The organism is Ahrensia sp. 13_GOM-1096m, from assembly GCF_000620605.1.
GTDB classification, from domain to species: domain Bacteria; phylum Pseudomonadota; class Alphaproteobacteria; order Rhizobiales; family Rhizobiaceae; genus Ahrensia; species Ahrensia kielensis.
This window is the reverse complement of record NZ_JIAX01000011.1, coordinates 201,837-226,933: the sequence shown is the minus strand read 5'-3', so window position 1 is coordinate 226,933 and position 25,097 is coordinate 201,837. Positions and strand designations below refer to the sequence as shown.

General features: G+C 48.3%; 30 protein-coding genes. 16 read left to right on the top strand and 14 right to left on the bottom strand.

All coding sequences use genetic code 11. From position 1 onward, the window contains the following. Positions 1–12: 12 nt before the first annotated feature. On the bottom strand, positions 13–384 hold the full coding sequence (locus N530_RS0108945) for a hypothetical protein (RefSeq protein WP_026480424.1): 372 nt from the start codon (positions 382–384) through the stop codon (positions 13–15). Between the two features lie 113 nt (positions 385–497). On the opposite strand from N530_RS0108945, the gene N530_RS0108940 reads away from it, so the two are divergent. Then, a complete protein-coding gene (locus N530_RS0108940) occupies positions 498–1,253 on the top strand; it encodes a Crp/Fnr family transcriptional regulator (protein WP_026480423.1) in 756 nt (251 codons plus the stop codon). A gap of 65 nt (positions 1,254–1,318) precedes the next feature. Here N530_RS0108940 and N530_RS0108935 read toward each other — a convergent pair whose 3' ends face one another. The 5 genes from N530_RS0108935 to N530_RS0108915 all read right to left on the bottom strand — a co-directional run bounded on the left by N530_RS0108935 (position 1,319) and on the right by N530_RS0108915 (position 4,119). Next, positions 1,319–1,828 (bottom strand): Dps family protein, encoded by a 510-nt coding sequence (locus N530_RS0108935; RefSeq protein ID WP_018689647.1) that lies wholly within the window; start codon positions 1,826–1,828, stop codon positions 1,319–1,321. A gap of 17 nt (positions 1,829–1,845) precedes the next feature. Beyond that, positions 1,846–2,031, bottom strand: coding sequence for a hypothetical protein (locus N530_RS19050; RefSeq protein ID WP_155851956.1), 186 nt, complete (start codon positions 2,029–2,031; stop codon positions 1,846–1,848). A 60-nt stretch (positions 2,032–2,091) separates the two neighbouring features. After that, on the bottom strand, positions 2,092–2,478 hold the full coding sequence (locus tag N530_RS17735) for a hypothetical protein (protein ID WP_155851955.1): 387 nt from the start codon (positions 2,476–2,478) through the stop codon (positions 2,092–2,094). A gap of 38 nt (positions 2,479–2,516) precedes the next feature. Continuing rightward, entirely contained in the window at positions 2,517–2,867 is a 351-nt protein-coding gene (locus tag N530_RS0108920) for a YqjD family protein (protein WP_026480422.1), read from the bottom strand. A gap of 82 nt (positions 2,868–2,949) precedes the next feature. Then, positions 2,950–4,119 carry a HupE/UreJ family protein gene (locus tag N530_RS0108915; protein WP_081773931.1) on the bottom strand — a complete coding sequence of 390 codons (1,170 nt, stop codon included), beginning with the start codon at positions 4,117–4,119 and terminating at the stop codon, positions 2,950–2,952. Between N530_RS0108915 and N530_RS0108910 the strand changes: the two genes are divergently transcribed. Continuing rightward, positions 4,118–4,936, top strand: a complete 819-nt coding sequence (locus N530_RS0108910) for a DUF4198 domain-containing protein (RefSeq protein ID WP_026480420.1) — start codon at positions 4,118–4,120, stop codon at positions 4,934–4,936. The two genes, N530_RS0108915 and N530_RS0108910, sit on opposite strands and share 2 nt — an antisense overlap. Here N530_RS0108910 and N530_RS0108905 read toward each other — a convergent pair whose 3' ends face one another. Continuing rightward, on the bottom strand, positions 4,937–5,152 hold the full coding sequence (locus tag N530_RS0108905; protein ID WP_051540854.1) for a SlyX family protein: 216 nt from the start codon (positions 5,150–5,152) through the stop codon (positions 4,937–4,939). A gap of 175 nt (positions 5,153–5,327) precedes the next feature. Between N530_RS0108905 and N530_RS0108900 the strand changes: the two genes are divergently transcribed. The 7 genes from N530_RS0108900 to deoA are packed head-to-tail and all read left to right on the top strand — an operon-like array spanning position 5,328 to position 12,296. Continuing rightward, a complete protein-coding gene (locus N530_RS0108900) occupies positions 5,328–6,866 on the top strand; it encodes an ABC transporter ATP-binding protein (RefSeq protein WP_026480418.1) in 1,539 nt (512 codons plus the stop codon). Positions 6,867–6,870: 4 nt separating this feature from the next. Beyond that, positions 6,871–8,013, top strand: a complete 1,143-nt coding sequence (locus tag N530_RS0108895; RefSeq protein WP_026480417.1) for an ABC transporter permease — start codon at positions 6,871–6,873, stop codon at positions 8,011–8,013. After that, the gene (locus tag N530_RS0108890) at positions 8,013–8,987 is read left to right on the top strand and encodes an ABC transporter permease (protein WP_026480416.1); all 975 of its coding nucleotides are present in this window, start codon (positions 8,013–8,015) and stop codon (positions 8,985–8,987) included. Before N530_RS0108895 ends, N530_RS0108890 begins: the two co-directional genes overlap by 1 nt. Before the next feature lies 1 nt (position 8,988). Further along, entirely contained in the window at positions 8,989–9,396 is a 408-nt protein-coding gene (gene cdd, locus N530_RS0108885; RefSeq protein WP_026480415.1) for a cytidine deaminase, read from the top strand. A gap of 18 nt (positions 9,397–9,414) precedes the next feature. Beyond that, complete coding sequence (locus N530_RS0108880) at positions 9,415–10,212, top strand: purine-nucleoside phosphorylase (protein WP_026480414.1); 798 nt, start codon at positions 9,415–9,417, stop codon at positions 10,210–10,212. After that, the gene (deoC, locus tag N530_RS0108875; RefSeq protein ID WP_026480413.1) at positions 10,213–10,977 is read left to right on the top strand and encodes a deoxyribose-phosphate aldolase; all 765 of its coding nucleotides are present in this window, start codon (positions 10,213–10,215) and stop codon (positions 10,975–10,977) included. Between the two features lie 8 nt (positions 10,978–10,985). Continuing rightward, a complete protein-coding gene (gene deoA, locus N530_RS0108870; protein ID WP_026480412.1) occupies positions 10,986–12,296 on the top strand; it encodes a thymidine phosphorylase in 1,311 nt (436 codons plus the stop codon). Here deoA and N530_RS0108865 read toward each other — a convergent pair. From N530_RS0108865 to N530_RS0108850, 3 genes are all read right to left on the bottom strand, one after another. Continuing rightward, positions 12,293–12,847 carry a TIGR02281 family clan AA aspartic protease gene (locus N530_RS0108865; protein WP_026480411.1) on the bottom strand — a complete coding sequence of 185 codons (555 nt, stop codon included), beginning with the start codon at positions 12,845–12,847 and terminating at the stop codon, positions 12,293–12,295. The genes deoA and N530_RS0108865 overlap by 4 nt on opposite strands. Positions 12,848–13,266: 419 nt before the next feature. Then, the gene (gene upp / locus N530_RS0108855; RefSeq protein ID WP_018689663.1) at positions 13,267–13,896 is read right to left on the bottom strand and encodes a uracil phosphoribosyltransferase; all 630 of its coding nucleotides are present in this window, start codon (positions 13,894–13,896) and stop codon (positions 13,267–13,269) included. Between the two features lie 56 nt (positions 13,897–13,952). Further along, complete coding sequence (locus tag N530_RS0108850; protein WP_026480410.1) at positions 13,953–14,915, bottom strand: adenosine deaminase; 963 nt, start codon at positions 14,913–14,915, stop codon at positions 13,953–13,955. Positions 14,916–15,039: 124 nt separating this feature from the next. Here N530_RS0108850 and ubiE point away from each other — a divergent pair, with 124 nt between their 5' ends. Genes ubiE through coaBC form a run of 3 tightly spaced genes read left to right on the top strand, consistent with a single transcriptional unit; the run spans position 15,040 to position 18,868 of the window. Then, positions 15,040–15,816, top strand: a complete 777-nt coding sequence (ubiE, locus tag N530_RS0108845; protein WP_026480409.1) for a bifunctional demethylmenaquinone methyltransferase/2-methoxy-6-polyprenyl-1,4-benzoquinol methylase UbiE — start codon at positions 15,040–15,042, stop codon at positions 15,814–15,816. A 1-nt stretch (position 15,817) separates the two neighbouring features. Continuing rightward, a complete protein-coding gene (gene ubiB, locus N530_RS0108840; protein ID WP_026480408.1) occupies positions 15,818–17,395 on the top strand; it encodes a 2-polyprenylphenol 6-hydroxylase in 1,578 nt (525 codons plus the stop codon). A 51-nt stretch (positions 17,396–17,446) separates the two neighbouring features. Further along, positions 17,447–18,868, top strand: a complete 1,422-nt coding sequence (gene coaBC / locus N530_RS0108835; RefSeq protein ID WP_026480407.1) for a bifunctional phosphopantothenoylcysteine decarboxylase/phosphopantothenate--cysteine ligase CoaBC — start codon at positions 17,447–17,449, stop codon at positions 18,866–18,868. Here the strand turns inward: coaBC and N530_RS0108830 are convergent. Beyond that, entirely contained in the window at positions 18,865–19,659 is a 795-nt protein-coding gene (locus N530_RS0108830; protein ID WP_026480406.1) for a class II glutamine amidotransferase, read from the bottom strand. The genes coaBC and N530_RS0108830 overlap by 4 nt on opposite strands. 242 nt (positions 19,660–19,901) lie before the next feature. On the opposite strand from N530_RS0108830, the gene N530_RS0108825 reads away from it, so the two are divergent. Further along, positions 19,902–20,819 (top strand): pirin family protein, encoded by a 918-nt coding sequence (locus N530_RS0108825; protein WP_026480405.1) that lies wholly within the window; start codon positions 19,902–19,904, stop codon positions 20,817–20,819. Between the two features lie 60 nt (positions 20,820–20,879). Here N530_RS0108825 and N530_RS0108820 read toward each other — a convergent pair whose 3' ends face one another. From N530_RS0108820 to N530_RS0108810, 3 genes are all read right to left on the bottom strand, one after another. Continuing rightward, positions 20,880–21,080 (bottom strand): hypothetical protein, encoded by a 201-nt coding sequence (locus N530_RS0108820; protein ID WP_026480404.1) that lies wholly within the window; start codon positions 21,078–21,080, stop codon positions 20,880–20,882. Between the two features lie 71 nt (positions 21,081–21,151). Continuing rightward, positions 21,152–21,808, bottom strand: a complete 657-nt coding sequence (locus N530_RS0108815; RefSeq protein WP_018689671.1) for a peroxiredoxin — start codon at positions 21,806–21,808, stop codon at positions 21,152–21,154. A 103-nt stretch (positions 21,809–21,911) separates the two neighbouring features. Then, a complete protein-coding gene (locus tag N530_RS0108810; protein ID WP_026480403.1) occupies positions 21,912–23,501 on the bottom strand; it encodes a peptide chain release factor 3 in 1,590 nt (529 codons plus the stop codon). 139 nt (positions 23,502–23,640) lie between these two features. On the opposite strand from N530_RS0108810, the gene N530_RS0108805 reads away from it, so the two are divergent. The 3 genes from N530_RS0108805 to N530_RS0108795 are packed head-to-tail and all read left to right on the top strand — an operon-like array spanning position 23,641 to position 25,092. Continuing rightward, a complete protein-coding gene (locus N530_RS0108805) occupies positions 23,641–23,988 on the top strand; it encodes a DUF1428 domain-containing protein (RefSeq protein WP_026480402.1) in 348 nt (115 codons plus the stop codon). Beyond that, positions 23,981–24,472 carry a dUTP diphosphatase gene (gene dut / locus N530_RS0108800; protein WP_026480401.1) on the top strand — a complete coding sequence of 164 codons (492 nt, stop codon included), beginning with the start codon at positions 23,981–23,983 and terminating at the stop codon, positions 24,470–24,472. The genes N530_RS0108805 and dut overlap by 8 nt, the downstream gene beginning before the upstream one ends. A gap of 2 nt (positions 24,473–24,474) precedes the next feature. Then, positions 24,475–25,092 carry a LysE family translocator gene (locus N530_RS0108795; RefSeq protein ID WP_026480400.1) on the top strand — a complete coding sequence of 206 codons (618 nt, stop codon included), beginning with the start codon at positions 24,475–24,477 and terminating at the stop codon, positions 25,090–25,092. Positions 25,093–25,097: the final 5 nt, after the last annotated feature.

Here is a 25,097-nt window from a genome sequence, read left to right as displayed (position 1 = left end):
AGTGCCCTAAATCTAAACCACCTTGGCCAACAGTAATGAGGTGAGCGTGTTAACAACCTGCTCATCCGTAAACGGCTTGGCTATTGCTGCACGATAAGGGAACGGAATATAGGTTTCAGGGTCAACATCGCTGACCGTGAGCAAGACGACTTTGGGGTTTGAACGCGCGATTACAGGCACAAGGCCGCTTATGATCTCGCTCGGCATATCAGCATCAATGATTAGGACATCATAGTTGATCGCCGCTAGTTTTTCTTGAGCATCGTCTGGCATTATTACATGGATTTCACAGTTAAAGTGATCAGCTATAATGCGTTCTATATCTATTGAGATGAGATATTCGCGTTCGACGATTGCAATAAGTTGAACAGAACCAATTGACATTTCCAGCTCCGAAAACACCGCAACTCGCAGGGCAAATTGGGTCTGTCATTTAAATAAGACATATAGAGCGAAATTATTTATGCTCTGATGCCATCAGAGTTGAATGGAAAAACATGAAAAATGGTAAGTCTCGCGCCCCGAACCGTACGGAATGCGCCCATTGCCCCTTAAGTAAATTAGAGGCCTTTCGCCGTTTTGAAGGGGATGAACTCGCTTATGTTGAAAAGTTTAAAACGGGCGAACTCACGGCCGATGCAGGCACAACCATTATCGTTGATGGCGCACATAATGCGCATCTTTATACCTTACTTTCAGGCTGGGCTTTTCGATACAAAATACTCGAAGACGGGCGCCGGCAGATTTTAAACTATGCTGTGCCAGGCGATCTGTTGGGCCTGCAGGGCAGCATTACAGGTGAAATGCAACACACGATTGAAGCCCTTAGCCCTCTAACACTTTGTGTTTTTGAACGTGATAAGGTGACCGATCTATTCTCAAAACACCCAAGCCTTGCATATGATATAACGTGGATAGCCGCGCGCGAAGAACGCATTTTGGATGAGCACTTATTATCAATAGGGCGGCGCTCGGCCTTGGAACGTTCAGCATATTTATTAGCGTTTTTAAATCGGCGGGCACATAGCTCCGGCATATTTACAACCAAGAACAATGTCATTCCAATTACACAGCAACATGTCGCGGATACATTGGGGCTTTCAATTGTCCATACGAACAAAACGCTGAAAAAGCTTCGCGAGAAAAAACTTATCGAATGGCGTGATGGCGGCTGCCTTGTTCTTGATGAAGCGCGCTTATCAGAACTTGCCGGATGGGAACATACAGACGAAAAACGCCGGCCATTTATTTAAAAGCCCCATAAAAAAGAACGCGCCGGCAAAACCGACGCGTCCTCATACTTTATATTCTTCAACTATCAATCGGATACAATTGCTTTAAGCATCCACAGGGCTTTTTCATGGAATGTGAGACGTGCGGTTAGCATATCTTCGGTTACCATATCGCCTGCTTCGCCTGCTTTAGATCCAACCTCACGGATTGTGCGTGCCGCAGCCTCATGATCTTTAATCAGATCAGCTACCATGTCGTGGGCACTAGAATTATCAACGCTGTGACCTGTTGGTGCAAAGTTTTTCATGTCACCAAAATTAACAGGTGCAATATGCCCCAAGGCGCGCACGCGCTCAGCAATAATATCGATTGCCTCAAACAATGTATTGTAATGAGCTTCGGTCAATTCGTGAATCGGGCCAAAGAGCGGCCCGACAACATTCCAGTGGTAAACCTGCGTTTTGATCATCAATTTGTACGTAGACGCAAGAACTTCTGAAAGCCCTTTAGAGGCCTCTTCGAGGTAGCTTTCTTCAAGCCCAATTTCGGGTGTCGTTTTACGTGTTTTAGGATTTAAAGCTGTGACCTTCGCCATGATATAAACTCCTTCAATTATTGTGTTTCGCTTTGAACATTTTCGTTGGGAACCATGCCGCCAGATTGCGTATCGCTAAAGAAAAGCTCCATGCCGAACCAGACGATAAATGCCAAGCCGATCGCTATAAGCAGCACATTGAGCACCGGAATGCCTTTCCTGCCCTGCTTGGCTTCCACTTCTGATTTTACGGTTCTTGGCACGATAAAACCCTTTCATTATCTTTGGGCGCTTACAGACAGTGCAGCATTCCCTGAAATGAATTATTTGCGTGTTTGTGATAGTTTCGTCGCCGCAAAGGCTGCTGCAGCCACCATGAGCAACTTCTTTAAATTCATAGCGCCTGTCACAGACGACACAGAACTTGCACCCATTTGAGCAACCGCAACCGTATTATAAGCCATACGGCGGCGCGCTTTCTTATCGCGGTAATTCAAGATCGCTAAGATAGCGACAACCAACAGACTAGTTGCTGCAGAAATTGCCGCTGCAATTAAAATAGCCTCGAAAGTTCCAAGATAAGTTGCAGCGTATGTAATGGCCGCAACAATCGCGAGGACGTAAGTCGTTAATGCGAACAGGCAAAGAACCGAATATAGGATCACTTGCCGTTTTGTTCGCTTAACCGTCGTCGCGACGTCGGACTTCATTGCTCCAATGAGGAGTGGCAGAAAAGCATTCATTGGCTTTACTTACGCAAGAGCAGCGCAGCTAAAACGCCAACACCTGCCGCTATGCCAAGTGCCTGATATGGACGCTCGCGGATCTGCTCTGATACTTTTTGATCGAGCGTTTCAAGCTCACCGCGCAGACGAGCAATGGTTTGCTGAGCGTTTTCGGAAGCATATTCCGACGCTTCAATTGCGCTGTTTTTTGCTTCTTTAAATCGCTCGTTTCCAGCCTCAGTTAGAGCCTGTGTGAGTTTGCTCACATCTGCTTTTAACGCCTCAAGCTGTGCCTCAACGTTATTTGCATTGTTTGCGCTGTTTAAAACTTCTTTAGCGCGCGATGCTGCGCTCGTTTTTGTTGCCGCTGCCATGTGGGCCTCCAATTTTCGTTGTTGATCTTACTTGCCCAAACAACGAAGCAGCCCAGCTTTGGTTCCAACTTTCTTCAACGCATTAAAGAAAAACCCGCTCGACAAACCAATAAGCACCAACAAGTCCAATTATGATGGAAGCAGGATTAGAAATATAAGTGCGGTAGAAAGGTTTGTGGCTAAACCACAGCCCAACCGCGAGATAAGCCATAGCAATAACCGTTAGCTGACCCAGCTCCACACCGATATTAAATCCAATTAAGCTGGTGACAAAGCGGCTGCCATCAAGACCAAATTCGCCAAGAACCGATGCAAAGCCCAATCCGTGCAACAAACCAAAAAGCAGCACGACAATGAGGCGCCACGGTTTCATTTCACTGGTAATCAGATTCTCTACGGCAACATAAACAATCGACGCCGCTATAAGAGGCTCAACGATTTCAGGCGCAATATTGATGATCCCTAAAATCCCGAGAGCCAAGGTCAATGTATGGGCCAAGGTGAATGTCGTTACCTGCAAAAGCAGCGGCTTTAATTTAGGCGACAGGAAAAACAGGCCGAGCACAAAAAGAATGTGGTCTAGCCCAAGCGGTAAAATGTGCTCGAAACCGGCGACAATATAACGCTTGAATACAGACCAAGCACTTTCATCGACCCCGCCTGAGCGCGGAATTGCTGCGGAAATTTCGCCGTCACGCAAAAACGCCGTGTAAGCTTCTGGTCCACCCTCCTGTTGGCGCAGTACCAAAGGGCCAAACTTGCGCTCCCATCCAATGGTAACAGAGGTATCATCGCTTGGAAGCTCTGCGCGCAATGTGAGCTTGGAATCACGCAGTAACTCCAGATTCGGCTCGTCTGAAATTTCCACACGATCCAGCGTCGGTATTATTTTTGTTTCACCGGCCATGATTTTGAAGCCGGACTGCATCTGCGGCCAGAACGCACGGAACTTCTGTTCCATTTCATCGGGCGCTAATGCGCGCAGGCTGTCATAATCAGCGGCCTGTTCAGTCAAGTTGGTGTCTTCAACTTCACTTAAGTTCACCCCTGCAACAAATGCTTCCAGATTAACATCAACGCTAAGCACCATTTCCTTATCATCTATAACAAGGTCGCCAATTGCTGGCCGCGTTTCATGCGCATATGCCGCTGGTAATGCTGCGGCAAACAAGAGCGCGATCATCAGCAAACTTGACTTAAACCCAGTGAAGAACACATTGGGAAGCATGGAACTATAAAGGTTACGGAACATGTGGATTAATCGCCTTAGAATATTTGCGTCTGTTGCCTGCTTATTCAGCGCTCCTGCCAGCGCACACGAATTGTGGCTGGAAGGTGTGAACTATGAAATAGATGTGGATGAGAAAATCGTCAGCAATCTTAAAGTGGGACAAAACTTCAAAGGCAGTTCCTACTCTTTTTTTCCAGACAGATTTCAACGCTTTGACATAGCGCTTGCCGAGCATTTTAAACCTGTAGAAGGGCGCCTTGGCAATCGTCCAACTGTTGATATTAATGCATTGGGCGAAGGATTGAACATTCTCCTATATCAGTCAAACGATATGATCGTCACATATACGGAGTTTGATAAATTTGCGTCTTTTGTCACGCATAAGGCCTTTGAAAACACGCTTGCCGAGCATGAACAACTCGGTTTTCCAAAAGATAAATTTCGAGAAGTTTATTCGCGTTATGCCAAGAGCCTTATTGGTGTCGGCAATGCGGGGGGCGCTGACCGCTCTTACGGACTAGAAACTGAAATCGTTGCGCTTGAAAACCCTTACACAGATAAGTTGGATGATGGGTTTGATGTGAAGGTTCTTTATCAGGGAAGCCCGCGCAAAAATGCTCAGGTCGAAGTTTTTGAGAAGACTGCGGATGCCGAAGACGATGTGCGGGTGTTCACGACCAGAACCAATGATGACGGCATCGCGACAATCGCGGTAACGCCGGGCCACACATATCAACTTGATGCCGTTGTTATTCGGCAACCCGCAAATGCGCTCGCGCAGGAAAAAAATGCTGTTTGGGAAACGCTATGGGCCAATATGACTTTTGCAGTACCCTGATTACCAATGCGGCGGCTTTTGTGTTGGCGCGGAAGCACTCGCGTCAGACTCAAATTCTACGATACGGCCAGTTAGCGCTTCAACACGGCGGCGTAGATCAGCGATAATTTTGCCCTGTTCAACAACCACGCCGTTTAGATCATCAAGCATCTGAGCTTGATGCGCGGCCAAAATTTCCAAATCATCAAGACGTGTCGTTTCAGCCCGATCCATCATAAATCCTCTGCATAAAGTTTCTTTTGAAGAGCATAACACTTTCTAATGCGCACTGTCTCTTGCGATTTTAAGTTGATATCACTGATTTTGTTCGGCTACAGCTTATGTGCAGGACTAGATTATCAAGCTGGACCTGCTAGGCTTTGACCAACTGATCAAATTTTGAGTGTGTTGTATGGCAGAATATGCAATCGAACTGGCCGGCATTAATAAAAGCTTTGGCCCCGTTAAAGCGAACCGCGATATCAATCTGCAAATCAAGCAGGGAACTATTCACGGTATTATCGGTGAAAATGGCGCGGGGAAATCCACGCTCATGTCGATCCTTTACGGTTTTTATCAAGCCGATTCCGGCGAGATTAGCATTGATGGCAAGAACACCAAGATCAACTCTTCCAATGACGCTATAGCGCTTGGCATTGGCATGGTTCACCAGCACTTCATGCTGGTTGAAAATTTTACCGTTCTTGAAAACATCATTCTTGGCGCTGAAGATTCCCAGCTTTTGTCAGGCAGCATTTCCAAAGCACGGTCAGAACTTGTTCGCTTAGAGAAAGAATATGAGCTCAATGTTGATCCTGACGCAATCATTGAAGAACTTCCTGTTGGTATTCAGCAACGGGTCGAAATTCTAAAGGCGCTTTACCGCGGCGCTGAAATTCTCATTCTTGATGAACCGACCGGCGTGTTGACACCATCAGAGGCAGATCACCTGTTTCGCATTCTCGAACAGTTAAAAGCACAGGGAAAAACGATCGTTCTGATCACACATAAATTGCGTGAGATCATGGCCGTGACCGATGAAGTATCTGTGATGCGCCAAGGCACGATTGTAGCGACACGCAAAACGGACAAAACCTCTGTCGAAGAATTAGCCGAGCTTATGGTTGGCCGACGCGTCTTGCTGCGCGTAGAAAAGGGCGATCCGAACCCTGGTGAAATAAAGCTTGCTGTTCAAAACCTGACCGTGCGCGATTCACGCGGCATCGATATGGTCAAAAATGTTTCCCTTGATGTGCGTGCCGGTGAAATTGTTGGCATTGCAGGTGTGGCGGGTAATGGCCAGAGCCAATTGATTGAGGCGATTACCGGCATCCGACCGGCAAAAGAAGGGCGCGTTCTGCTCGACGGCGAGCCGATTGATGTTACAGGGAAGGCCGATCCAGCCATGCTGCGCAAGCGCGGGCTGGCCCATGTTCCAGAAGACCGCCACCATATGGGGTTGGTTCTGGCGTTTGAAGAGGCTGAAAACTCCATTCTTGGCTATCATGATGACGCACGTTATTTATCTGGCCCGATGCTCAATATCGAAGCCATTCGCAATGATGCGCGCGATAAGATTGAGAAATACGATATTCGTCCGGCCAATTGCCGCTTAAAGACTGCGAATTTTTCTGGTGGCAACCAGCAGAAGATCGTGCTCGCCCGCGAGATGGAAACGGACCCTTCCGTTTTAATCGTTGGCCAGCCAACACGCGGCGTTGATGTTGGCGCAATTGAATTTATTCACAAGCGGATTATTGAAATGCGCGATGCGGGCAAGGCTGTCTTGTTGGTGTCTGTTGAGCTTGATGAAATCCGCTCACTTGCAGACCGGATCATCGTTATGTTCGATGGCAAGGTGGTTGGCGAGTGCGGGCCAGAAGCAACCGAAGGCGAGCTTGGCCTTTTGATGGCCGGTGTTACGAACGATAAAATAGAAGCGGCGGAGTAAACCCATGGCACAGCCTTATTCACAATTACCGCGGTGGGTCGATTACGGGCTTATTCCTCTTATTAATCTAACTGTCGCTTTTCTGGTCGCAGGCCTTGTTGTGCTTGCTGTTGGCGAAAACCCGCTTCGCGCCGCAGTCTTGATGGTTGATGGTGCTTTTGGTTCCGGCGACGGCATTGGCTACACGCTTTACTATGCAACAAACTTTATCTTCACTGGACTTGCCGTTGCAGTGGCTTTCCACTGCGGGCTCTTTAATATTGGCGGCGAAGGCCAAGCCTATATTGGTGGTTTGGGTGTCGCTGTTGCGTGTCTTGCATTTGACAGCGTTTTTCCGTGGTGGATCAACCTGCCCATCGCCACACTTTGCGCGGCAGCTTTTGGTGGCCTTTGGGCATTAATTCCAGCTTTATTACAAGCCAAACGCGGCAGCCATGTTGTTATTACAACGATCATGTTTAACTTCATCGCAGCATCATTGATGGTCTATCTCTTGGTAGATGTTTTAAAACCTGTCGGGCAGATGGCTGTTGAAACACGCCCATTTGCTGATGGTGCGTCCCTTCCAAGATTGGACTGGATGATTGAAGCCTTTGGTTTCACGATTCGCCGAGCGCCGCTCAACATCACATTTCTATTGGCGTTGGTAACATCATTTCTTGTGTGGGTACTCATATGGCGCACGCGCCTTGGTTATGAAATCCGCACCATGGGTCATAGCCCGAAAGCGGCGCAATATGCAGGCATCAACACAACCAAGATCATTGTTATAACCATGATGATCTCAGGCGGTCTTGCCGGTATGATGGCGCTCAATCCTGTTATGGGCGCACAAGGGCGCTTGCAGCTTGATTTTGTGACAGGTGCAGGATTTGTCGGCATTGCAGTGGCGCTCATGGGCCGTTCACACCCTGCGGGGATCATTCCTGCGGCTATTTTATTCGGCATGCTCTATCAGGGCGGCGCAGAAATGTCATTTGAGATGCCAGCGATTACCCGCGATATGATCGTGATTATTCAAGGTCTCGTTATTCTTTTTGCTGGAGCGCTTGAGCATATGTTCCGCCCTTATATTTCATTGTTTTTTGGACGTATTGCAGACAGCTCTCTTAAAGCTGCACCAGCAACCACAGGAGAGGGTCATTGATAGAAGCGTTTAACACAATCATCCTAATTCTTGACTCAACTGTTCGGCTCTCTGTGCCATTGTTGCTGGCTTGTTTGGCAGGACTTTATTCAGAGCGCGCAGGAGTGTTCGATATTGGACTTGAAGGAAAAATGCTGGCTGGCGCATTTGCTGGAGCTGCAGCGGCATCGGTTTACGGTTCTGCGTGGATAGGCCTTGCTGCTGCTATTTTAGTCTCAATCGCCCTATCACTGGTTCATGGCTTTGCGTCGATTACCCATCGCGGCAACCAAATCGTATCGGGCGTTGCGATCAACTTTATTGCCGCCGGTTCAACAATTATTCTTGGCCAAGCTTGGTTTAGACAAGGCGGCAGAACACCGCCGCTTGGTTCAGACGGAAGCCGTTTTGAAACTATAAATTTGCCCTTCGCCGATAGTATCAGCGGCATCCCCGTATTGGGCCCAATTTACTCTGAGCTTTTATCTGGCCACTCTATTCTCGTTTATGTGGCGTTTGCAGCGGTGCCGCTAACGTGGTGGGTTTTGTTCAGAACCCGCTTCGGGCTGCGCTTGCGTGCTGTTGGTGAAAATCCGGCAGCTGTTGATACGGCAGGTATCTCTGTCGTTTGGCTACGTTACCGCGCTGTGATTTGTTGCGGCATATTATGCGGCCTTGCGGGCGCTTATCTATCGGTTGCTCAAAATGCCGGCTTTGTGAAAGATATGACAGCGGGCAAAGGCTTCATCGCACTTGCTGCGCTGATATTTGCCAAGTGGAAACCGATTAATGCGATGTATGCTTGCCTTCTCTTTGGCTTTCTTGATGCGATTGCAATCCGGTTTTCAGGTATCAAAATCCCTGGACTGTTTGAAATTCCCGCACAGTTCATGCAAGCGCTGCCTTATATTTTGACAGTTATATTGCTTGCTGGATTTATCGGCAAAGCGATCCCGCCGAAAGCCGGTGGTCAACCCTATGTGAAGGAACGCTGATATGGCTGACCTAGACCCGTTATTTACTGCAGCTAAAACAGCGATGGAAAAGGCTCACGCAAAATATTCAGACTTTCCGGTTGGTGCTGCTATCTTAACCAAGGACGGCCGCATCTTTTCCGGTGCCAATATCGAAATTATCTCATTTCCAGAAGGTTGGTGCGCTGAGACAACCGCCATTTCTCACTTTGTGATGGCAGGCGGCGGCGAGATAACCGATATTTGCGTCATCGCGGAGAAAAAGGACATTTGCACACCCTGTGGCGGCTGCCGTCAACGGTTAGCTGAATTTGCACCAGCCGAAGCAAAAGTGCATCTGTGTACGATGGAGGGCATCGTGCAAACAGTGACTATGGCCGATCTCCTGCCGCACGGATTTGAATCCGATGTTCTGGCAAAAACAAACTAAACCAAAGCAGGCCTAATATTGAAAACGACAATCGACACGATCATTGAAAAGCTAGACGGTTTGGCACCGCGCACCGCACTTGTGCTCGGCTCCGGCCTAGGCGGGCTTGTTGATGCGCTCGAAAACCCCATCCGTTTTTCCTATAGTGAGCTTGAAGGTTTTCCATCTAGCGGCGTTTCTGGCCATGCGGGCGAACTTGTTGCAGGCACCATAAGCGATAAGCCGGTGTTTATACTTTCAGGACGTGCGCACTATTATGAAAACGGCAATGCCAACGCCATGCGTCCTGCATTAGAGCTTCTTAAAGGGCTTGGAGTTGAGCGCCTTATATTGACGAACTCTGCGGGTTCATTGCGCGATGATATGCCGCTCGGTTCAGTCATGATGCTAACGGATCATATCAATTTTTCAGGCACCAATCCTCTTATCGGCGAAGAAACTGACGACCGATTTGTTGGCATGACATCGGCCTATGATAAATCGCTATGCGCTGCACTTGAAGCAGCAGCAGAGGAAGTCAAAATTGAGTTAAGCAAGGGTGTCTATATGTGGTTTTCCGGCCCTAGCTTTGAAACGCCTGCCGAGATACGCATGGCACGCACATTCGGTGCAGACGCCGTTGGAATGTCCACAGTACCCGAAGTTATCATTGGCCGTTTTCTTGGCCTGAAATGTGCAGCTTGCTCGGTTATTACAAACTTTGGAGCAGGTATAACTGGCTCTGAACTTAGCCATGATGAAACCAAAGAGATGGCCCCCATTGGCGGGAAACGCTTACAGGCTATCTTGGTAAAAGCCATTAGAGATTTGGATTAAATGACCAACCGAAAAGAAATAGCAAACCGTGCGCTTGGTCTCATTGATCTGACCAATTTGAATGATGACTGCACATCGGATGCCATTATTGAATTATGTGAAAGGGCACAAACCCGATTTGGTAAAACAGCAGCAGTATGCGTTTTTCCTGCTTTTGTTGTTCAAGCTAAAACCATTTTAGCTGACACCAACATCAAGGTTGCGACTGTTGTAAACTTTCCTGCAGGCGGCGATGATGTACGTGCGACAATGCATGAAACAAAACAAGCCGTTGCCGATGGTGCCGACGAAATTGATCTTGTTTTACCCTACACAGCCTTGAAAAATGGCGATGCTGAAACTGCGCGCCACATGGTTTCGACCATTCGCGCCGTAACCCACAACCAAGCAATTCTAAAGGTCATTATCGAGTCTGGCGAATTGATGGAGCCTAACCTTATCAAGCAGGCCACCCTTATTGCACTGGAAGAAGGTGCAGACTTTGTAAAAACCTCGACAGGCAAAGTAGAAATCAATGCAACACTAGAGGCTGCTCAAACTATCCTCGAAGCTCTAAAAGAGTTTGGCGATAAATCGCGCGGTTTAAAATTTGCAGGCGGTATAAAAACCGTTGAAAATTGCGGCGCTTATCTGGCGCTTGTTGATAAAATTATGGGTCCAGAATGGGCAGGTGTTGATACATTGCGCTTTGGTTCGTCCGCCATGTTAAACGATATACTGGCTGCGCTTGAAGGCGGCGAAGCTGTGACATCAGAGGGCTACTAATCGTGGCCGTGTTGTTGCAGGAAATAATCGCTAAAAAACGCGATGGGTTAAAGCTGAGCGACAGTGAGATTTCTGACTTTGTTACGGCCATTCAAAATGAAAGCGCAAGCGATGCTCATATCGCCGCTTTCGCCATGGCTGTTTATTTCCAAGGCATGGACGATGATGAAACCGTTGCGCTAACGCTTGCCATGCGTGACAGCGGCGACGTGCTCAGCTGGCCAACCTTAAAACGCCCGATTGCGGACAAGCATTCCACCGGCGGTGTTGGTGATAATGTCTCGCTCATTCTTGCGCCGCTGGCTTCTGCATGCGGTCTTGATATTCCGATGATATCTGGGCGGGGCCTTGGCCATACTGGCGGCACGCTCGACAAAATGGATTCAATACCCGGCTATATGTCCGAGCCAGAAACCGCACAATTTTTAAATATAACGCGCAAAGCCGGATGCGCGATCATTGGTGCTTCAACGGCTTTAGCACCCGCTGACAAACGCTTTTATGCTGTACGCGATGTCACCGCGACGGTTGAAAATATATCCCTGATCACAGCATCGATTTTATCAAAGAAATTGGCCGCAGGTCCTGATTGGCTGGTGCTGGATGTTAAATTTGGCGATGGTGCCTTTATGCGCGAACAACACGATGCGCGAAAACTTGCTGAAAGTCTCGTGCGTGTTGGAAACGGCGCAGGCACAAAAACCATTGCGCTATTAACCGACATGAATGAGCCGCTCGCCAGTGCTGTCGGCAATGCGGTTGAAGTTAAAAATGCCATTGATTTTTTAAATGGTACGCACCGTGATCCCAGACTTGAGGCTGTCACGATCGCTCTTGTGACACAGATGGTATTCATCGCTGGATTGGCCAAAAGCGAAGAGGAAGCTGAAGAGCATGTTCGCTCAGCGCTTAGCAGCAATCGTCCAGCTGAAATTTTTGGCCAGATGGTTCATGGGCTCGGCGGCCCTGCCGACATCATGCAAAACTATGATGAATATTTGCCGCGCGCTGCGGTTATAAGAGATATTCCAGCACCTGCAAATGGGTTTATCGCAGACATTAAAACGCGCTCTATCGGTGTTGCGGTTGTTGAGATGGGCGGCGGGCGACGTGCTGGCGGCGATAAAATCGACTATTCCGTTGGTTTTAGTCGATTAAAAAAGATCGGCGACAAGATCGAAAAAGGTCAGCCTCTTTGTACTATTCACGCAAAAAGTGAGGCAGATGCAGATAAGGCGCAGACTACTATTCTTGAAGCCTACCGTATCGGTTCAAAAGCACCGGATAGCAGAGCAATTATCGCAGATTTGGTTTCTTAACGGCGTAAGACCAGCTTGCCGGATTTGTACTCAAAACCACGCAGCTTATTCATAAAGCTCATACCGATCAGAACCGTATTAAGAGAGCTGTCTTTCATCACAAGCGCTTCAACATCCGCGATGCGAATGGAGCCAAGTGTAACCTGCCTGATGACTGCACGGGCAGCTTTCGTGCTGCCGTTCGCGGTGCTTACCTCATAGATATAGTCAGATGGTTTAAGCCGAATACCTGCGCGCCGCGCTGTGGTTTCATTGATCGCAATTGTGCTTGCGCCCGTATCGATAAGGCCTTGCACATTGAAATTATTAAGTTTGATGTTGCTGCGATAATGGCCGGTTTGGTCGCGCGCAATGTGTTCAACGCCCGACAAGCGGAGCGCGGTTTTTTTAACAGTTTGCGGTTTATTATCGGCTTTAGTTACTTGCTTTTGTTCTGTTGTCTGCCGCGGAGTTTGACCTGCGTTTAGATGAGCTTTATTTCGCTTCAAATATTCCACAGCGCCCAAAGCACTGATCGAAATAATACTCGCAGCAAGTAAAAGTCTTAACATCCAAAAGTCTCCTTGCAAAAACCATACGCAAGAAAACTAGCAAGGCCGTTAACGCTGCCAGCAAACAATTAGCAACGTCAAAAAGATGTAAAAGCATTTGTTAAAATGCGGTCTATTTGTAAGCGGCATCGTGATGCAGACGACATATTTAGCTTCTACCCAACAACTTGCGTGCGACTACCCAAACAAGACCTAGGACCGTTGCAATTATGCCTAGCAATATTACCCATGTCGCAATTGCGAATTCTGGAGGCATTTCCCCATCGCTGCGCGCATAAGTTGCCGCCAAGATCATGCCCAAAAGCCCCAGTGCGACCAACAGCGCGCACAAAATCCAATACACGCGCTTTCGGTTATTTTGGATCATGCTGCTTTCGGGCCACGCTATTTCACATGAAAGACTATTGAAAAAAATCTATCTATTTTGTGCCGTACATGCGGTCACCCGCATCGCCAAGACCAGGTACAATATAACCGCTTTCGTTTAAACGCTCGTCAATTGATGCGGTAATGATCGGCACATCAGGGTGAGCTTTAGTGAAATTTTCAATGCCTTCTGGTGCTGCAAGCAAGCAGACAAAGCGCAAATTATTCGCGCCACGCTCTTTAAGCTTATCAATTGCCATAATCGCTGAGTTCGCTGTCGCCAACATAGGGTCAACAACGATTGTCAAACGCTCATCGAGACTTTCAGGCGCTTTGAAATAATATTCAACTGCCTCTAACGTTTCATGGTCGCGGTAAAGTCCAACATGGGCAACACGTGCCGACGGCACAAGGTCTAGCATGCCATCAAGCAGTCCATTACCAGCGCGCAAAACCGATGCGAAAACAAGTTTCTTGCCATCTAAAACAGGCGATTCCATTTCAACAATCGGTGTTTGAATTGTTTCCGATGTCATCGGCAATTCACGTGTCACTTCATAACAAAGGAGCAGTGAAATCTCTCTTAAAAGTCTGCGAAAACCCGCCGTTGAGGTTTCAACTTTGCGCATTTGGGTAAGCTTATGCTGCACCAATGGGTGGGAAACAACAGTGACACCATTCATGAAAACTCTCCTGATATTTGGGCGACCTTAATACGCGTGAAACCTGCGCGAAAGCTCTAATCCAGTTTTGCCAGCAATTGCTTACGTGTTTCTTCGTCAACAAAGGCTGCTTTAATCGCTGTGCGGGTAATTTGGGTCAATTCAACGTCACTTAAACCAAACTCATTGGTCCCAATTTCATATTCGCGTTTGAGCGACGTGTGAAAATGCGGTGGGTCATCGGAATTAAGCGTTACAGGAATGCCCGCTGCGCGCAGCGCCATAAAAGGATGATCCTCAAACCCATCGTAAACTTTAAGTGAGATATTAGAGCCCGGGCAGCACTCAAGCACAATCTGTTCATCGGCTAAGCGCTTCACGAGATCAGGATCTTCAATCGCGCGAACACCGTGACCGATGCGCGATGGCTTAATATAATCAAGCGAATCACGCACTGATTGCGGACCAACCAGCTCACCAGCATGGGTCGTTATGCCAAGCCCTGCATCCCGCGCAACGTCAAACCCTGGCGCTAAATCCTTGGGGTGGTGCATGCGTTCATCGCCGCCCATACCAAAACCAGTGATCAGTGGGTGCGGGTTGCCCGCAACATATTTGGCAGCTCGAAGCACTGATTCTGGGCCGCCATGGCGCAGGCCCGTTGCAATCATTCGAGCTTCAATGCCGGTTTTTTCTTTCGCACGGCGCATGCCTTCTGCAATGCCGTCGATATAGTCTTTCTCTGAGATGCCAATGGCGCGCGCGTGATCTGTTGAGATAAACATTTCTGAATAAATGCAATCATCACCTGCAAGCTCATTGAGATAAGTCTCGCTCAGCAATGCATAATCATCGGCGGAGCGAAAAAGATCAGCTGCGCCATCATAGCATTTTAAAAACTGCGTGAAGTCATTCCAGACAAAAACGCCGTTCGAAATAATGTTGGAAACATCGACATTGTATTTACGCGCCTGACTTTCAACAAGTGCAGGGCTGGCCGCGCCTTCCAAATGACAATGGATTTCTGCTTTTAAAACCATATCGACGTCCCTTCTATTTTCTTTTTGCCAACCTATTTACTATTGTAACATGCGGCAACTTGGCAAAGCGGCTATTTTTGCGGCATAGGGTATGTTGCCGTTAAACGAAACCAAGGATTTTATTATGTCCACAGCGCGTACCGGTGTCGGCGAAGACATGAAGCAATCATTCGGCTTTGAAAAAGTCGAGGATGGCAATAAGCAGCAAAAAGTTGACGCGGTGTTCCACCACGTTGCTAAGCGCTATGACATTATGAATGATTTCATGTCTGCGGGTGTTCATCGCGCTTGGAAGCAAGCAATGGTTGCGCAACTCAATCCTCCCAAGCGTGGTAATTGGCGTTCACTGGATGTCGCTGGTGGCACGGGCGATATCGCCTTTAAAATCGTCGAAGCATCTGGCCGAAACGTTCACACGACAGTTCTTGATATTAATGGCTCCATGCTGGAAGTCGGCCGCGAGCGAGCGGTTAAAAATGGCCTCATCGACAATCTTGATTTCGTTGAAGCCAACGCAGAAGAATTGCCTTTTGAAGACAATAGTTTTGATGCCTATACGATTGCCTTTGGCATTCGCAATGTACCGGATATCAACAAGGCGCTGCGTGAAGCGCGGCGCGTGTTAAAACGTGGTGGCCGCTTTATGTGTTTAGAGTTTTCTGAAGTTGATGTGCCGTTGCTCGAACAATTCTATGAAGCTTGGTCATTTAAAGTCATTCCACCTGTTGGCAAGATGGTAACAGGCGATGCACAACCCTATCAATATTTGGTCGAATCGATCCGCAAATTTCCCAATCAAAAAGATTTCGCAGCAATGATTGAAACGGCTGGCTTTGAGCGCGCGACATACCGTAACTATACGGGCGGTATTGCCGCCCTACATTCCGGATGGAAACTCTGACGTGTCATCATTTTTAGCAGGACTTCGCCTTATTAAAGCTGGCTGGGTTTTCGCACGCGAAGGCGTTGTTGCAGCCATGCCGCGCGAAGGCTTGAGCGGACCTGCACTAACGGCCCATAAAATTGCGACGAAAATGTCGCGTCGTCGCGCCGGACGGCTAAACAATGTCGAGCGTATGAACAATGCGATCACGCGCCTTGGCCCATCCTATGCAAAGCTTGGTCAGTTTTTGGCAACGCGCCCTGACATTATTGGATTAGATTTGGCGGTTGATCTTGCGACTTTGCAAGATCAGATGAAGCAATTCCCAACGGCGCAATCCATCGCGCGGCTAGAAGACTCACTTGGCGCAAAATGGGATACATTTTTTACGCAAATTGAAGAGCCGGTTGCTGCAGCATCAATTGCACAGGTACATCCTGCCTATGTGCGAATGCCCGATGGGTCTGAGAAAAAAGTCGCGGTTAAAGTCATCCGTCCCGGCGTGCGCCAGCGTTTCCAGAAAGATCTCGATACGTTTTTTATGTTTGCCAATTTGCAGGAAAAATATTTTCCAGCGACACGCAGACTGCGCCCAACAGCGATTGCGCAAACGCTCGCACAATCCACGCGCATTGAAATGGACCTTCGCTTAGAAGCCGCCGCGCTTTCTGAAATTGCCGAAAACACAAAAGACGATACTGATTTTCGCGTTCCCAAAGTCGATTGGGTTCGCACTGGCCGTAATGTGCTGACAATGGAGTGGGTTGACGGCATCAAGATGAGCGACACGGCAGCGCTTATGAAAGCTGGCCATGACCTCAATATACTTGCCGTCAATGTCATTCAAAGTTTCTTGCGCCACGCGATGCGCGATGGTTTTTTTCATGCGGACATGCATCCAGGCAATTTATTTGTGGATGCTAAAGGCGACATAGTCGCCGTTGATATGGGTATTGCCGGACGCATTGGCATGAAAGAACGGCGTTTTCTTGCTGAAATCCTGTTCGGTTTTATTCAGCGAGACTATAGGCGCGTGGCAGAGGTTCATTTCGAGGCAGGCTATGTGCCGCCTCACCATGATATTGACGCCTTTGCGCAAGCAATCCGTGCTGTGGGTGAGCCTATCCACGACCAGCCTGCCGAAACAATATCAATGGGTAATCTTTTGACCCTGCTGTTCGATGTGACAGAGATCTTTGATATGCAAACGCGGCCTGAATTATTGCTGCTTCAAAAAACGATGGTGGTTGTTGAAGGCAATGCGCGCATGCTCGACCCACAATTCAACATGTGGAAGGCCGCAGAGCCAGTTGTTGGCGATTGGGTGCGGCAAAATCTTGGGCCCGCAGCCGTGGTAAATGATGCGCGTAACGGCATTAAGGCAGGCTTGCGTCTTATGAAGGCTATGCCGGAACTTGCAAACCGCACTGAACAGCTCGCGCATGAAGTGGGTGCCATGGCTGAAAACGGCATGAAACTCGACCCTGCGACCGTAAAAGCGATCGGTAAGGCTGAAGCTAAGGAAAGTCGTTGGGGACGCCGTGCATTATGGGTTATTGCGCTAAGCGCGCTTTATATCGCTTGGACACTCACATAACACTGAAATCATTGATTGCATCTTTAAGAACATTATGATTTCATTGAAATCATGGCATCTATTACTATTCGCAATCTTGAACCTGAAATCAAAGAAGCGCTTCGCAAGCGCGCAGCCAGCAATGGCCGCTCCATGGAAGAAGAAGCGCGGCATTATTTTGCGCAAATGGCGGCTGGACCAGTCCTGCTTTCTCCCGCATCTGCACCTGCGCCAATTTCAGTCTCTGACCCTTCGTCTCAAACACTGGCAGGCAAGCGCATATGCCTGATTATTGGCGGCGGCATTGCGGCTTATAAATGCCTCGACCTCATAAGGCGTCTGCGCGAACGCGGTGCATCTGTGCGCCCAGTTATGACAAAAGCAGCGACAGAATTTGTCACCGAATTATCGATTGGCGCAATCGCGAATGATACGGTTTTTACTGAACTGTTTGATCGCAATGCAGAACACGATGTCGGGCATATTCGGCTTTCGCGCGAAGCAGATCTTATTGTTGTCGCACCGGCGACAGCCGACCTTATGGGCAAAATGTCCAACGGCTTGGCCAACGACCTTGCTTCCACTGTATTAATGGCGACCGACAAGCCTGTTCTTATCGCGCCTGCAATGAACCCTAAAATGTGGGAACATCCAGCCACAAAGCGCAACCGTAAGACGCTTCAAAATGATGGTATTCACTTTATTGGCCCACGTGCTGGCGAGATGGCTGAAAGCGGTGAAGCGGGCTTTGGCCGCATGGCTGAACCCTTAGAAATTGTGGGTGCCATTGAGCAATTATTAGACACACGGCCCAAGCCTTTAGCTGGCAAGAAAATCATTATGACGTCGGGCCCAACACATGAGCCGATTGATCCGGTGCGCTATATCGCAAATCGTTCATCAGGCAAGCAGGGCTATGCGATAGCGACAGCATTGGCTGACCTTGGCGCTGATGTTTATCTGGTTTCCGGACCAACCAGCCTTTCTAAACCGCAAAATGTAAAAACGATTGACGTTGAAACTGCACGCGAAATGTATGATGCGGTTCACCAATTACTGCCTGCCGATGCAGCCATTTTTGTGGCTGCTGTTGCTGATTACCGCGCGGCGGCCGAAGCAGATGAAAAAATCAAAAAGGAAAAGGGCGGCATCAACGCTATTGCGCTGACCGAGAACCCCGACATTCTGGCTTCCATCGGGAACCATGAAGCAAAAAGACCGCAACTTGTCATTGGGTTTGCAGCAGAAACACAAAACCTCATCAAGCACGGCGCATCTAAACTCAAACGCAAGGGTGCCGACTATATCGTTGCCAATGATGTGTCGCCCGATACCGGCATTGGCGGGAAAACGGGCGTTATGGGTGGTGACCGCAATCGCGTGACGCTTATTTCAAAGAAAAAGAACGATGCTTGGCCGGAAATGACCAAACAACAAGTTGCGCATGAACTGGCTCAACTGGTTGCCCAACATCTTGTAACGGTCAAAGTTTAAGCAACAGCGGCGGCTTTTACCGATAAGAATGGCGCAACGCTCAGCTTTCCGTCCGCTATTTTCACTTGAGAATTAGCAGGAACCGCAGTCCAATTTCTGTCTGGATGTTCAAACGGTTCTGACACCAGACAAATACTTTGATCAGATGCGCAGCTTGCATAATAAAGGCTTGGCGGGCGGTTATCGGTAGAAAACCTGATCGCATTCAAAGCATGTCCATCGCTATAGCAGGCTGTAAAACGAATGATTGTGTCTAAGTCGCGCTTTGCAGCTTCCGATATGACAAATTCAAGCATGCGTTCAAATGCAAGTGCTGGATCTTCTGCCAAACCGAACTCAACGGCAAGTAAAAACATCAATTCAGAATCTGTGCTGCCTTGCCGCATCGCGTAAACGCTATCGCTCAGCCGGAACTCTAAGCTCCTGCGTAAAATGTCGAAATTACCGATCTGGCCATTATGCATAAATGACCAGTTTTCATAGGTGAACGGATGACAATTATCGCGGTTCGTTCCCCCGCCTGTCGAAGCACGAACATGCGCTAAAAATAGGCCTGAGCGAATTTGTTTGGCTAAGGAATGTAAATTTGTATCTGCCCAAGCAGGCAATATATCACGGTAAAGGCCAGGCATTTCACGCTCGCCATACCAAGCCAGCCCAAATCCGTCGCCATTTATCGCCGTTTTTGCTTCCGAAGCATGCTGTGATTGCTCAATAAGGGAATGAACAGGCGAGAGGATCATATCCTCCATGAAAATTGGTGGTCCCGCATAGGCAGCCCAACGACACATGTTTATTTCCTATACTGCAGCTTCTTTTGCACCGCGACGATTATCAATGTGCACCTAGAGCCGATTCACATGTGGCTTATAATTACATCAAAGAAATGTGCTCGACTAGCCCATCTTAAAACCACGGTATCGACTTCGACGAAGTTCTACCATCGTTCTCAAAAAATGAACAGATTGTCTTTTATTGTTCACTTTAATGATACGATCAATATATCTAACTTAACGGTCAAAGGAGACACATCATGTCCATTAGACCTGTAAAACAAATTTCACACGCGCAGCCCACAATGGAAGGCGCTGGCGTTCATTTAAGCCGTGCCTTTGGTTTTGGCGATCCTTCGCTTGCCGACCCATTTTTGCTGTTTGACGATTTTCGCAATGACAATCCCGAGCATTACAAGAAAGGGTTTCCATGGCACCCGCATCGCGGCATTGAAACGATCACTTATGTGCTTGCTGGAACGGTTGACCATGCAGACTCGCTTGGTAACTCAGGATCGCTTGGCGCTGGCTCGGTTCAATGGATGACTGCCGGTTCAGGCATCATGCATCAGGAAATGCCAAAGGGCGATGCAACTGGAAAAATGCACGGCTTTCAGCTTTGGGCGAACTTGCCTTCAAGCTTGAAAATGACATCGCCGCGCTACCAAGACATTGCAGGCGGCGACATTCCAGAAATCATTGATGATGACGGCACGATTGTGCGGGTGGTTGTTGGCGATTTTTGGGGCAAGAAAGGCCCCGTTGATGGCATTGCATCGGAACCGCAATATCTCGATATTACAGTTCCTGCAGGCAAGAAAAAGTCGTTCAAGGTTGATACATACCGATCAGCCTTTGCCTATATTTTTGACGGTTCAGGCACATTTCGCGATGCATCTCGCCCCTTCGGCGTTCTGGTTGAAAAGGAAGTTGAAGGCAATGAATTGCACTTGCGCGATATGACTGGCGACCGGACGCTCGTTGTCTTTGACAAAGGTGATGAAGTGACCGTTCAGGCAGGAGAGCATGGCATACGTTTCTTGCTCATCTCTGGAAAACCTATCCAAGAACCTGTTGCTTGGCATGGCCCGATTGTCATGAATACGCGCCAAGAATTGCAGCAAGCCTTTGATGAACTTCGCAATGGTAGCTTTATTCGTGAAAACGCGGGCATGTAACCATAAGAAAAGCCCGGCTCTTTTGGCCGGGCTTAACTTTTAAACTATTGTGGTTCGCTCTTACTCGCTGATGCGAGCCATTGCCACTTGAATGTCCTGCATCGCGCGTGATGCAAGACCTGGATCCAATGTACCGTCGGACTGTTGTGACGCGATCTCTTCGCGCAATTGAAGAAGCGCAGTCTCTTTTTCGTCGCGGCTCATTGTATCATCGGCAACAATGCCGAGAGCGCTCTTTGTCGATAACAGTTCATCTGTCATTCATTTTCTCCTTCGTTACTTGAGAAGAAAACGAGGGGCGGCTTAATTCGTTCCGCCCCTGACTAAAAAATTTAGCTCTTTGGCAGCGGCGCTGTACGAAGATATGGGAAATGCGTTGTAAATTCGCCGAATTTAGCCTTTGCATCTTCGTTTGAAACTGTGGCTGGAATCACAACATCATCACCGACATTCCAGTTTGCAGGCGTTGCCACGCTATTGGCTGCTGCTGTTTGCAAACCGTCCAATGCGCGAAGAACTTCGGCAAAGTTACGTCCGACATTCATTGGGTAAGTCATAGACAATTTTAGCTTCTTGTCAGGACCAACAATGAACACAACACGCACAGTTGCAGTGTCATTTGGTGTGCGGCCATCTGGTAGATAAGCCTCTGCTGGCAACATGTCGAAGGCTTTAGCGACAGCTAAATCTGTATCCGCAATAATTGGAAAACCTGCTTTTGCGCCTGCAAAAGTTTCAATGTCGCCTTTCCACTTTTTGTGGTCTTCAACACCATCAACAGAAATACCAATTACCTTGGTGTTTCGCTTTTCCCACTCATCAGCAAGCTGCGCTACAGCGCCAAATTCTGTTGTGCAAACAGGCGTGAAGTCTTTTGGGTGCGAAAACAGGATTGCCCAGTTGTCACCAATAAACTCATGCAAAGAAAGCGATCCTTGATCAGTCTCAACTTTAAGATCTGGAATAGTGTCGTTAATACGCAAGCCCATAATGGTCTCCTTTGGTAAAATGCCTATGTTCTTACATAGGAATACAACAAGCTGTTCAACAGGAACAGATTGCTAAATTATGTTAAAAGGCCGGAACAGCGTTTCAGCCAGCTTTACTGACCTGATAATCCTTTATCGTCTCAAACACCATATCGGGCGCACGTTCAGCCTCATAATTGAGCGAAAATCCGTTCTCAGCCAAAAACACAGGATCACCATCCAAATCCTTGGCTGTTGAAGAGCGGTGCTTGTCTAAGAATGTTTCGAACGCTGCTTTGTTTTTAGATGAAATCCAGCGACAAATTGAGAAACGCGCCGCTTCAAACTCCACAGGCAGTGAATATTCAGCATCAAGACGCGCTTTGAGAACATCAAGCTGCAAGGCGCCAATAACGCCGACAATTGATGGTGAACCGTCATCAGGAACGAACAGCTGCACCACGCCTTCTTCAGCCATTTGCTGCAAGGCCTCGGTGAGTTTTTTGCCTTTCATGGCATCTTTTAGGCGCACACGGCGCAAGATTTCCGGCGCAAAGTTTGGCACACCACGGAAGACAATATCTTCGCCTTCAGTCAGTGTGTCGCCAATACGCAGCGAACCATGGTTGGGAATGCCAACCACATCGCCCGCATGGGCTGTGTCTGCCGTTTGGCGCTGGTGCGCAAAGAAGAATTGCGGCGCCGATAATGTTAAAGACTTTCCGGTACGGACAAGCTTGGCTTTCATGCCGCGATCAAGCGCGCCAGAACAAATCCGCGCGAAGGCAATGCGGTCACGGTGGTTAGGGTCCATATTGGCCTGAATTTTGAACACGAATGCGCTCATGCCAGTTTCTGTTGCTTCGACCTTACGCTTATCTGCCTCTTGCGCGCGCGGCGGCGGTGCAATTTCAGCCAATGCGTGAATAAGATCGCGCACGCCGAAGTTTTTCAAGGCAGAGCCAAAATAAACCGGCGTCATATGGCCTTCTAAATAAGAGTCGCGGTCAAACGGACGGCACGCCTCACGCGCTAAATTAACGCCTTCTATGAAGCCTTCGCGTTCATTTTCAGGCAGCAAGCCCGCAGCAGCTTCTGCCTCTGGTCCATTAACTTGCGTACGCTTTACGTCAGAATCTGAACCTCGCACCGCATTATCAGTTAAATGATATGTGCCAGCAAATGACTTTGCACGGCCAATCGGCCAAGTAATTGGCGCAGTATCCAACGCCAATTTTTCTTCTACCTCGTCCAGAATTTCAAACGGGTCGCGGCTTTCGCGGTCCATTTTATTGACGAATGTAATAATTGGAATATCGCGCAGACGACAAACCTCAAAGAGCTTTAATGTTCGCGGCTCAATACCTTTAGCGGCATCGAGAACCATGACCGCGCTGTCAACGGCAGACAGCGTGCGATAGGTATCATCAGCAAAATCTTCGTGGCCCGGCGTGTCGAGAAGATTGAAAATATTATCTCCATATTCGAACGTCATGACCGAGGTCGCCACAGAGATACCGCGTTCGCGCTCGATTTTCATCCAATCTGAGCGTGAATGTGTGCGGTTTTTCTTAGCCTTAACTTCTCCGGCCAGCTGAATTGCACCGCCAAATAGCAAGAGCTTTTCCGTTAAAGTCGTCTTACCCGCATCAGGGTGCGCGATGATCGCAAAAGTGCGGCGGCGCTTGGCTTCTGTCTCAATTATAGAAGGCATTTTGTTATCCGTTGTTTTGCACATCCCAATGGCAGGCAAGCAAGTTTGTGTCAAACGTCACCCATCGACAAAACCCGTATTCGCGTTAAGATCAACGCTTAATAGAAAGCCTTTAATCATATCGAGATCGTGAGGAAAGATGACATTTTTCAACATTTACGTAGCTGCCGTACCAAAAGCAAACAAAGATCAGTTCATCACTCACGCTGAAAACGTCGCTGCGCTTTTTAAAGAGAATGGAGTGATGAAATATATCGAGACTTGGGGCGTCGATGTACCCGATGGTGAAATCACATCATTTCATAAAGCCGTACAAAAATCTGATGATGAAGACGTTGTTGTTGGCTGGATGCAATGGCCATCAAAAGAGATTGCAGATGCAGCATGGTCCAAGATCATGGAAGATCCGCGTATGACATCTCATAAGGAGTTATTTGATGGTAAGCGTATGATCTATGGCGGCTTTGAAGGTATTGTTGATGCTTGACGAAAGACGCGGCGGGTTGCATCAGGACAATATGATGACATTACCATTTTACAGGCTTCCACATAGCCAAGACATCGCATTGCCGAGCTATGAAACAGCGGGCGCTGCAGGTATGGATTTGCGCGCTGCGGTTCCTGAAAATGAACCACTGGTGCTTGCAAGCGGCGCACGCGTTTTGGTGCCAACTGGCTTTATTATCACCATTCCTGATGGTTATGAGGGACAGGTACGGCCTCGATCCGGTCTTGCGCTGAAGCACGGCATTACCTGCCTTAATACACCCGGCACGATCGATTGTGATTATCGCGGTGAATTGATGGTTCTGCTCATCAATCATGGTGAGGACGATTTTACAATTTCGCGGAATATGCGCATTGCGCAATTGGTTATAGCGCCGGTCACACAGCTAAAACCAAAAGAGAGTAAAACCTTGCCTGACGCAACAGTGCGCGGTGCTGGTGGTTTTGGATCAACTGGGGTTTAGACATGGAAATTTCAGGCTTTGTCACTTATTCCGTGGCGCTGGGTATCGCGGCAGCTATTCCAGGGCCCGGTATTATTGCCTTGGTTGCACGTGCTCTGGGCTCTGGATTTCGGCCAACCCTACCCATGTTATTTGGCCTTGTGCTGGGCGATGTGACTTATCTGGCAGCAGCTGTGCTCGGATTGGCTTATATCGCCGCGACATTTGGATGGGTTATCGTCGCGCTCAAATATGCTGGCGCTGCCTATTTGCTCTATATGGCTTGGGGGTTTTGGCGCGAAGGCATTACAGTGGAAAAAATATCTGCCAAAAAAGCTGGCGGTTCATGGTCAAGCTTTTTGGCAGGTTTGCTTGTAACTTTGGGCAACCCAAAGACAATTATTTTCTATCTTGCTCTGCTCCCAAACCTACTTGATCTAACAACGATCACACCAACGGACTTTTCAATTCTAGTGGTGCTAACTTTCGGTGTGTTGATGGTTGCTCTGCTGCCTTATATCGCGGCGGCGGGCAAAGCACGCAAGTTGCTACAAACACCAAAGGCGCTCAATCGGCTTAACCGTTTTGCCGCAATGTGTTTGGCGGGTGCAGCCACCGCAATTGCAGTGCGCAGTAGCTAATCTAT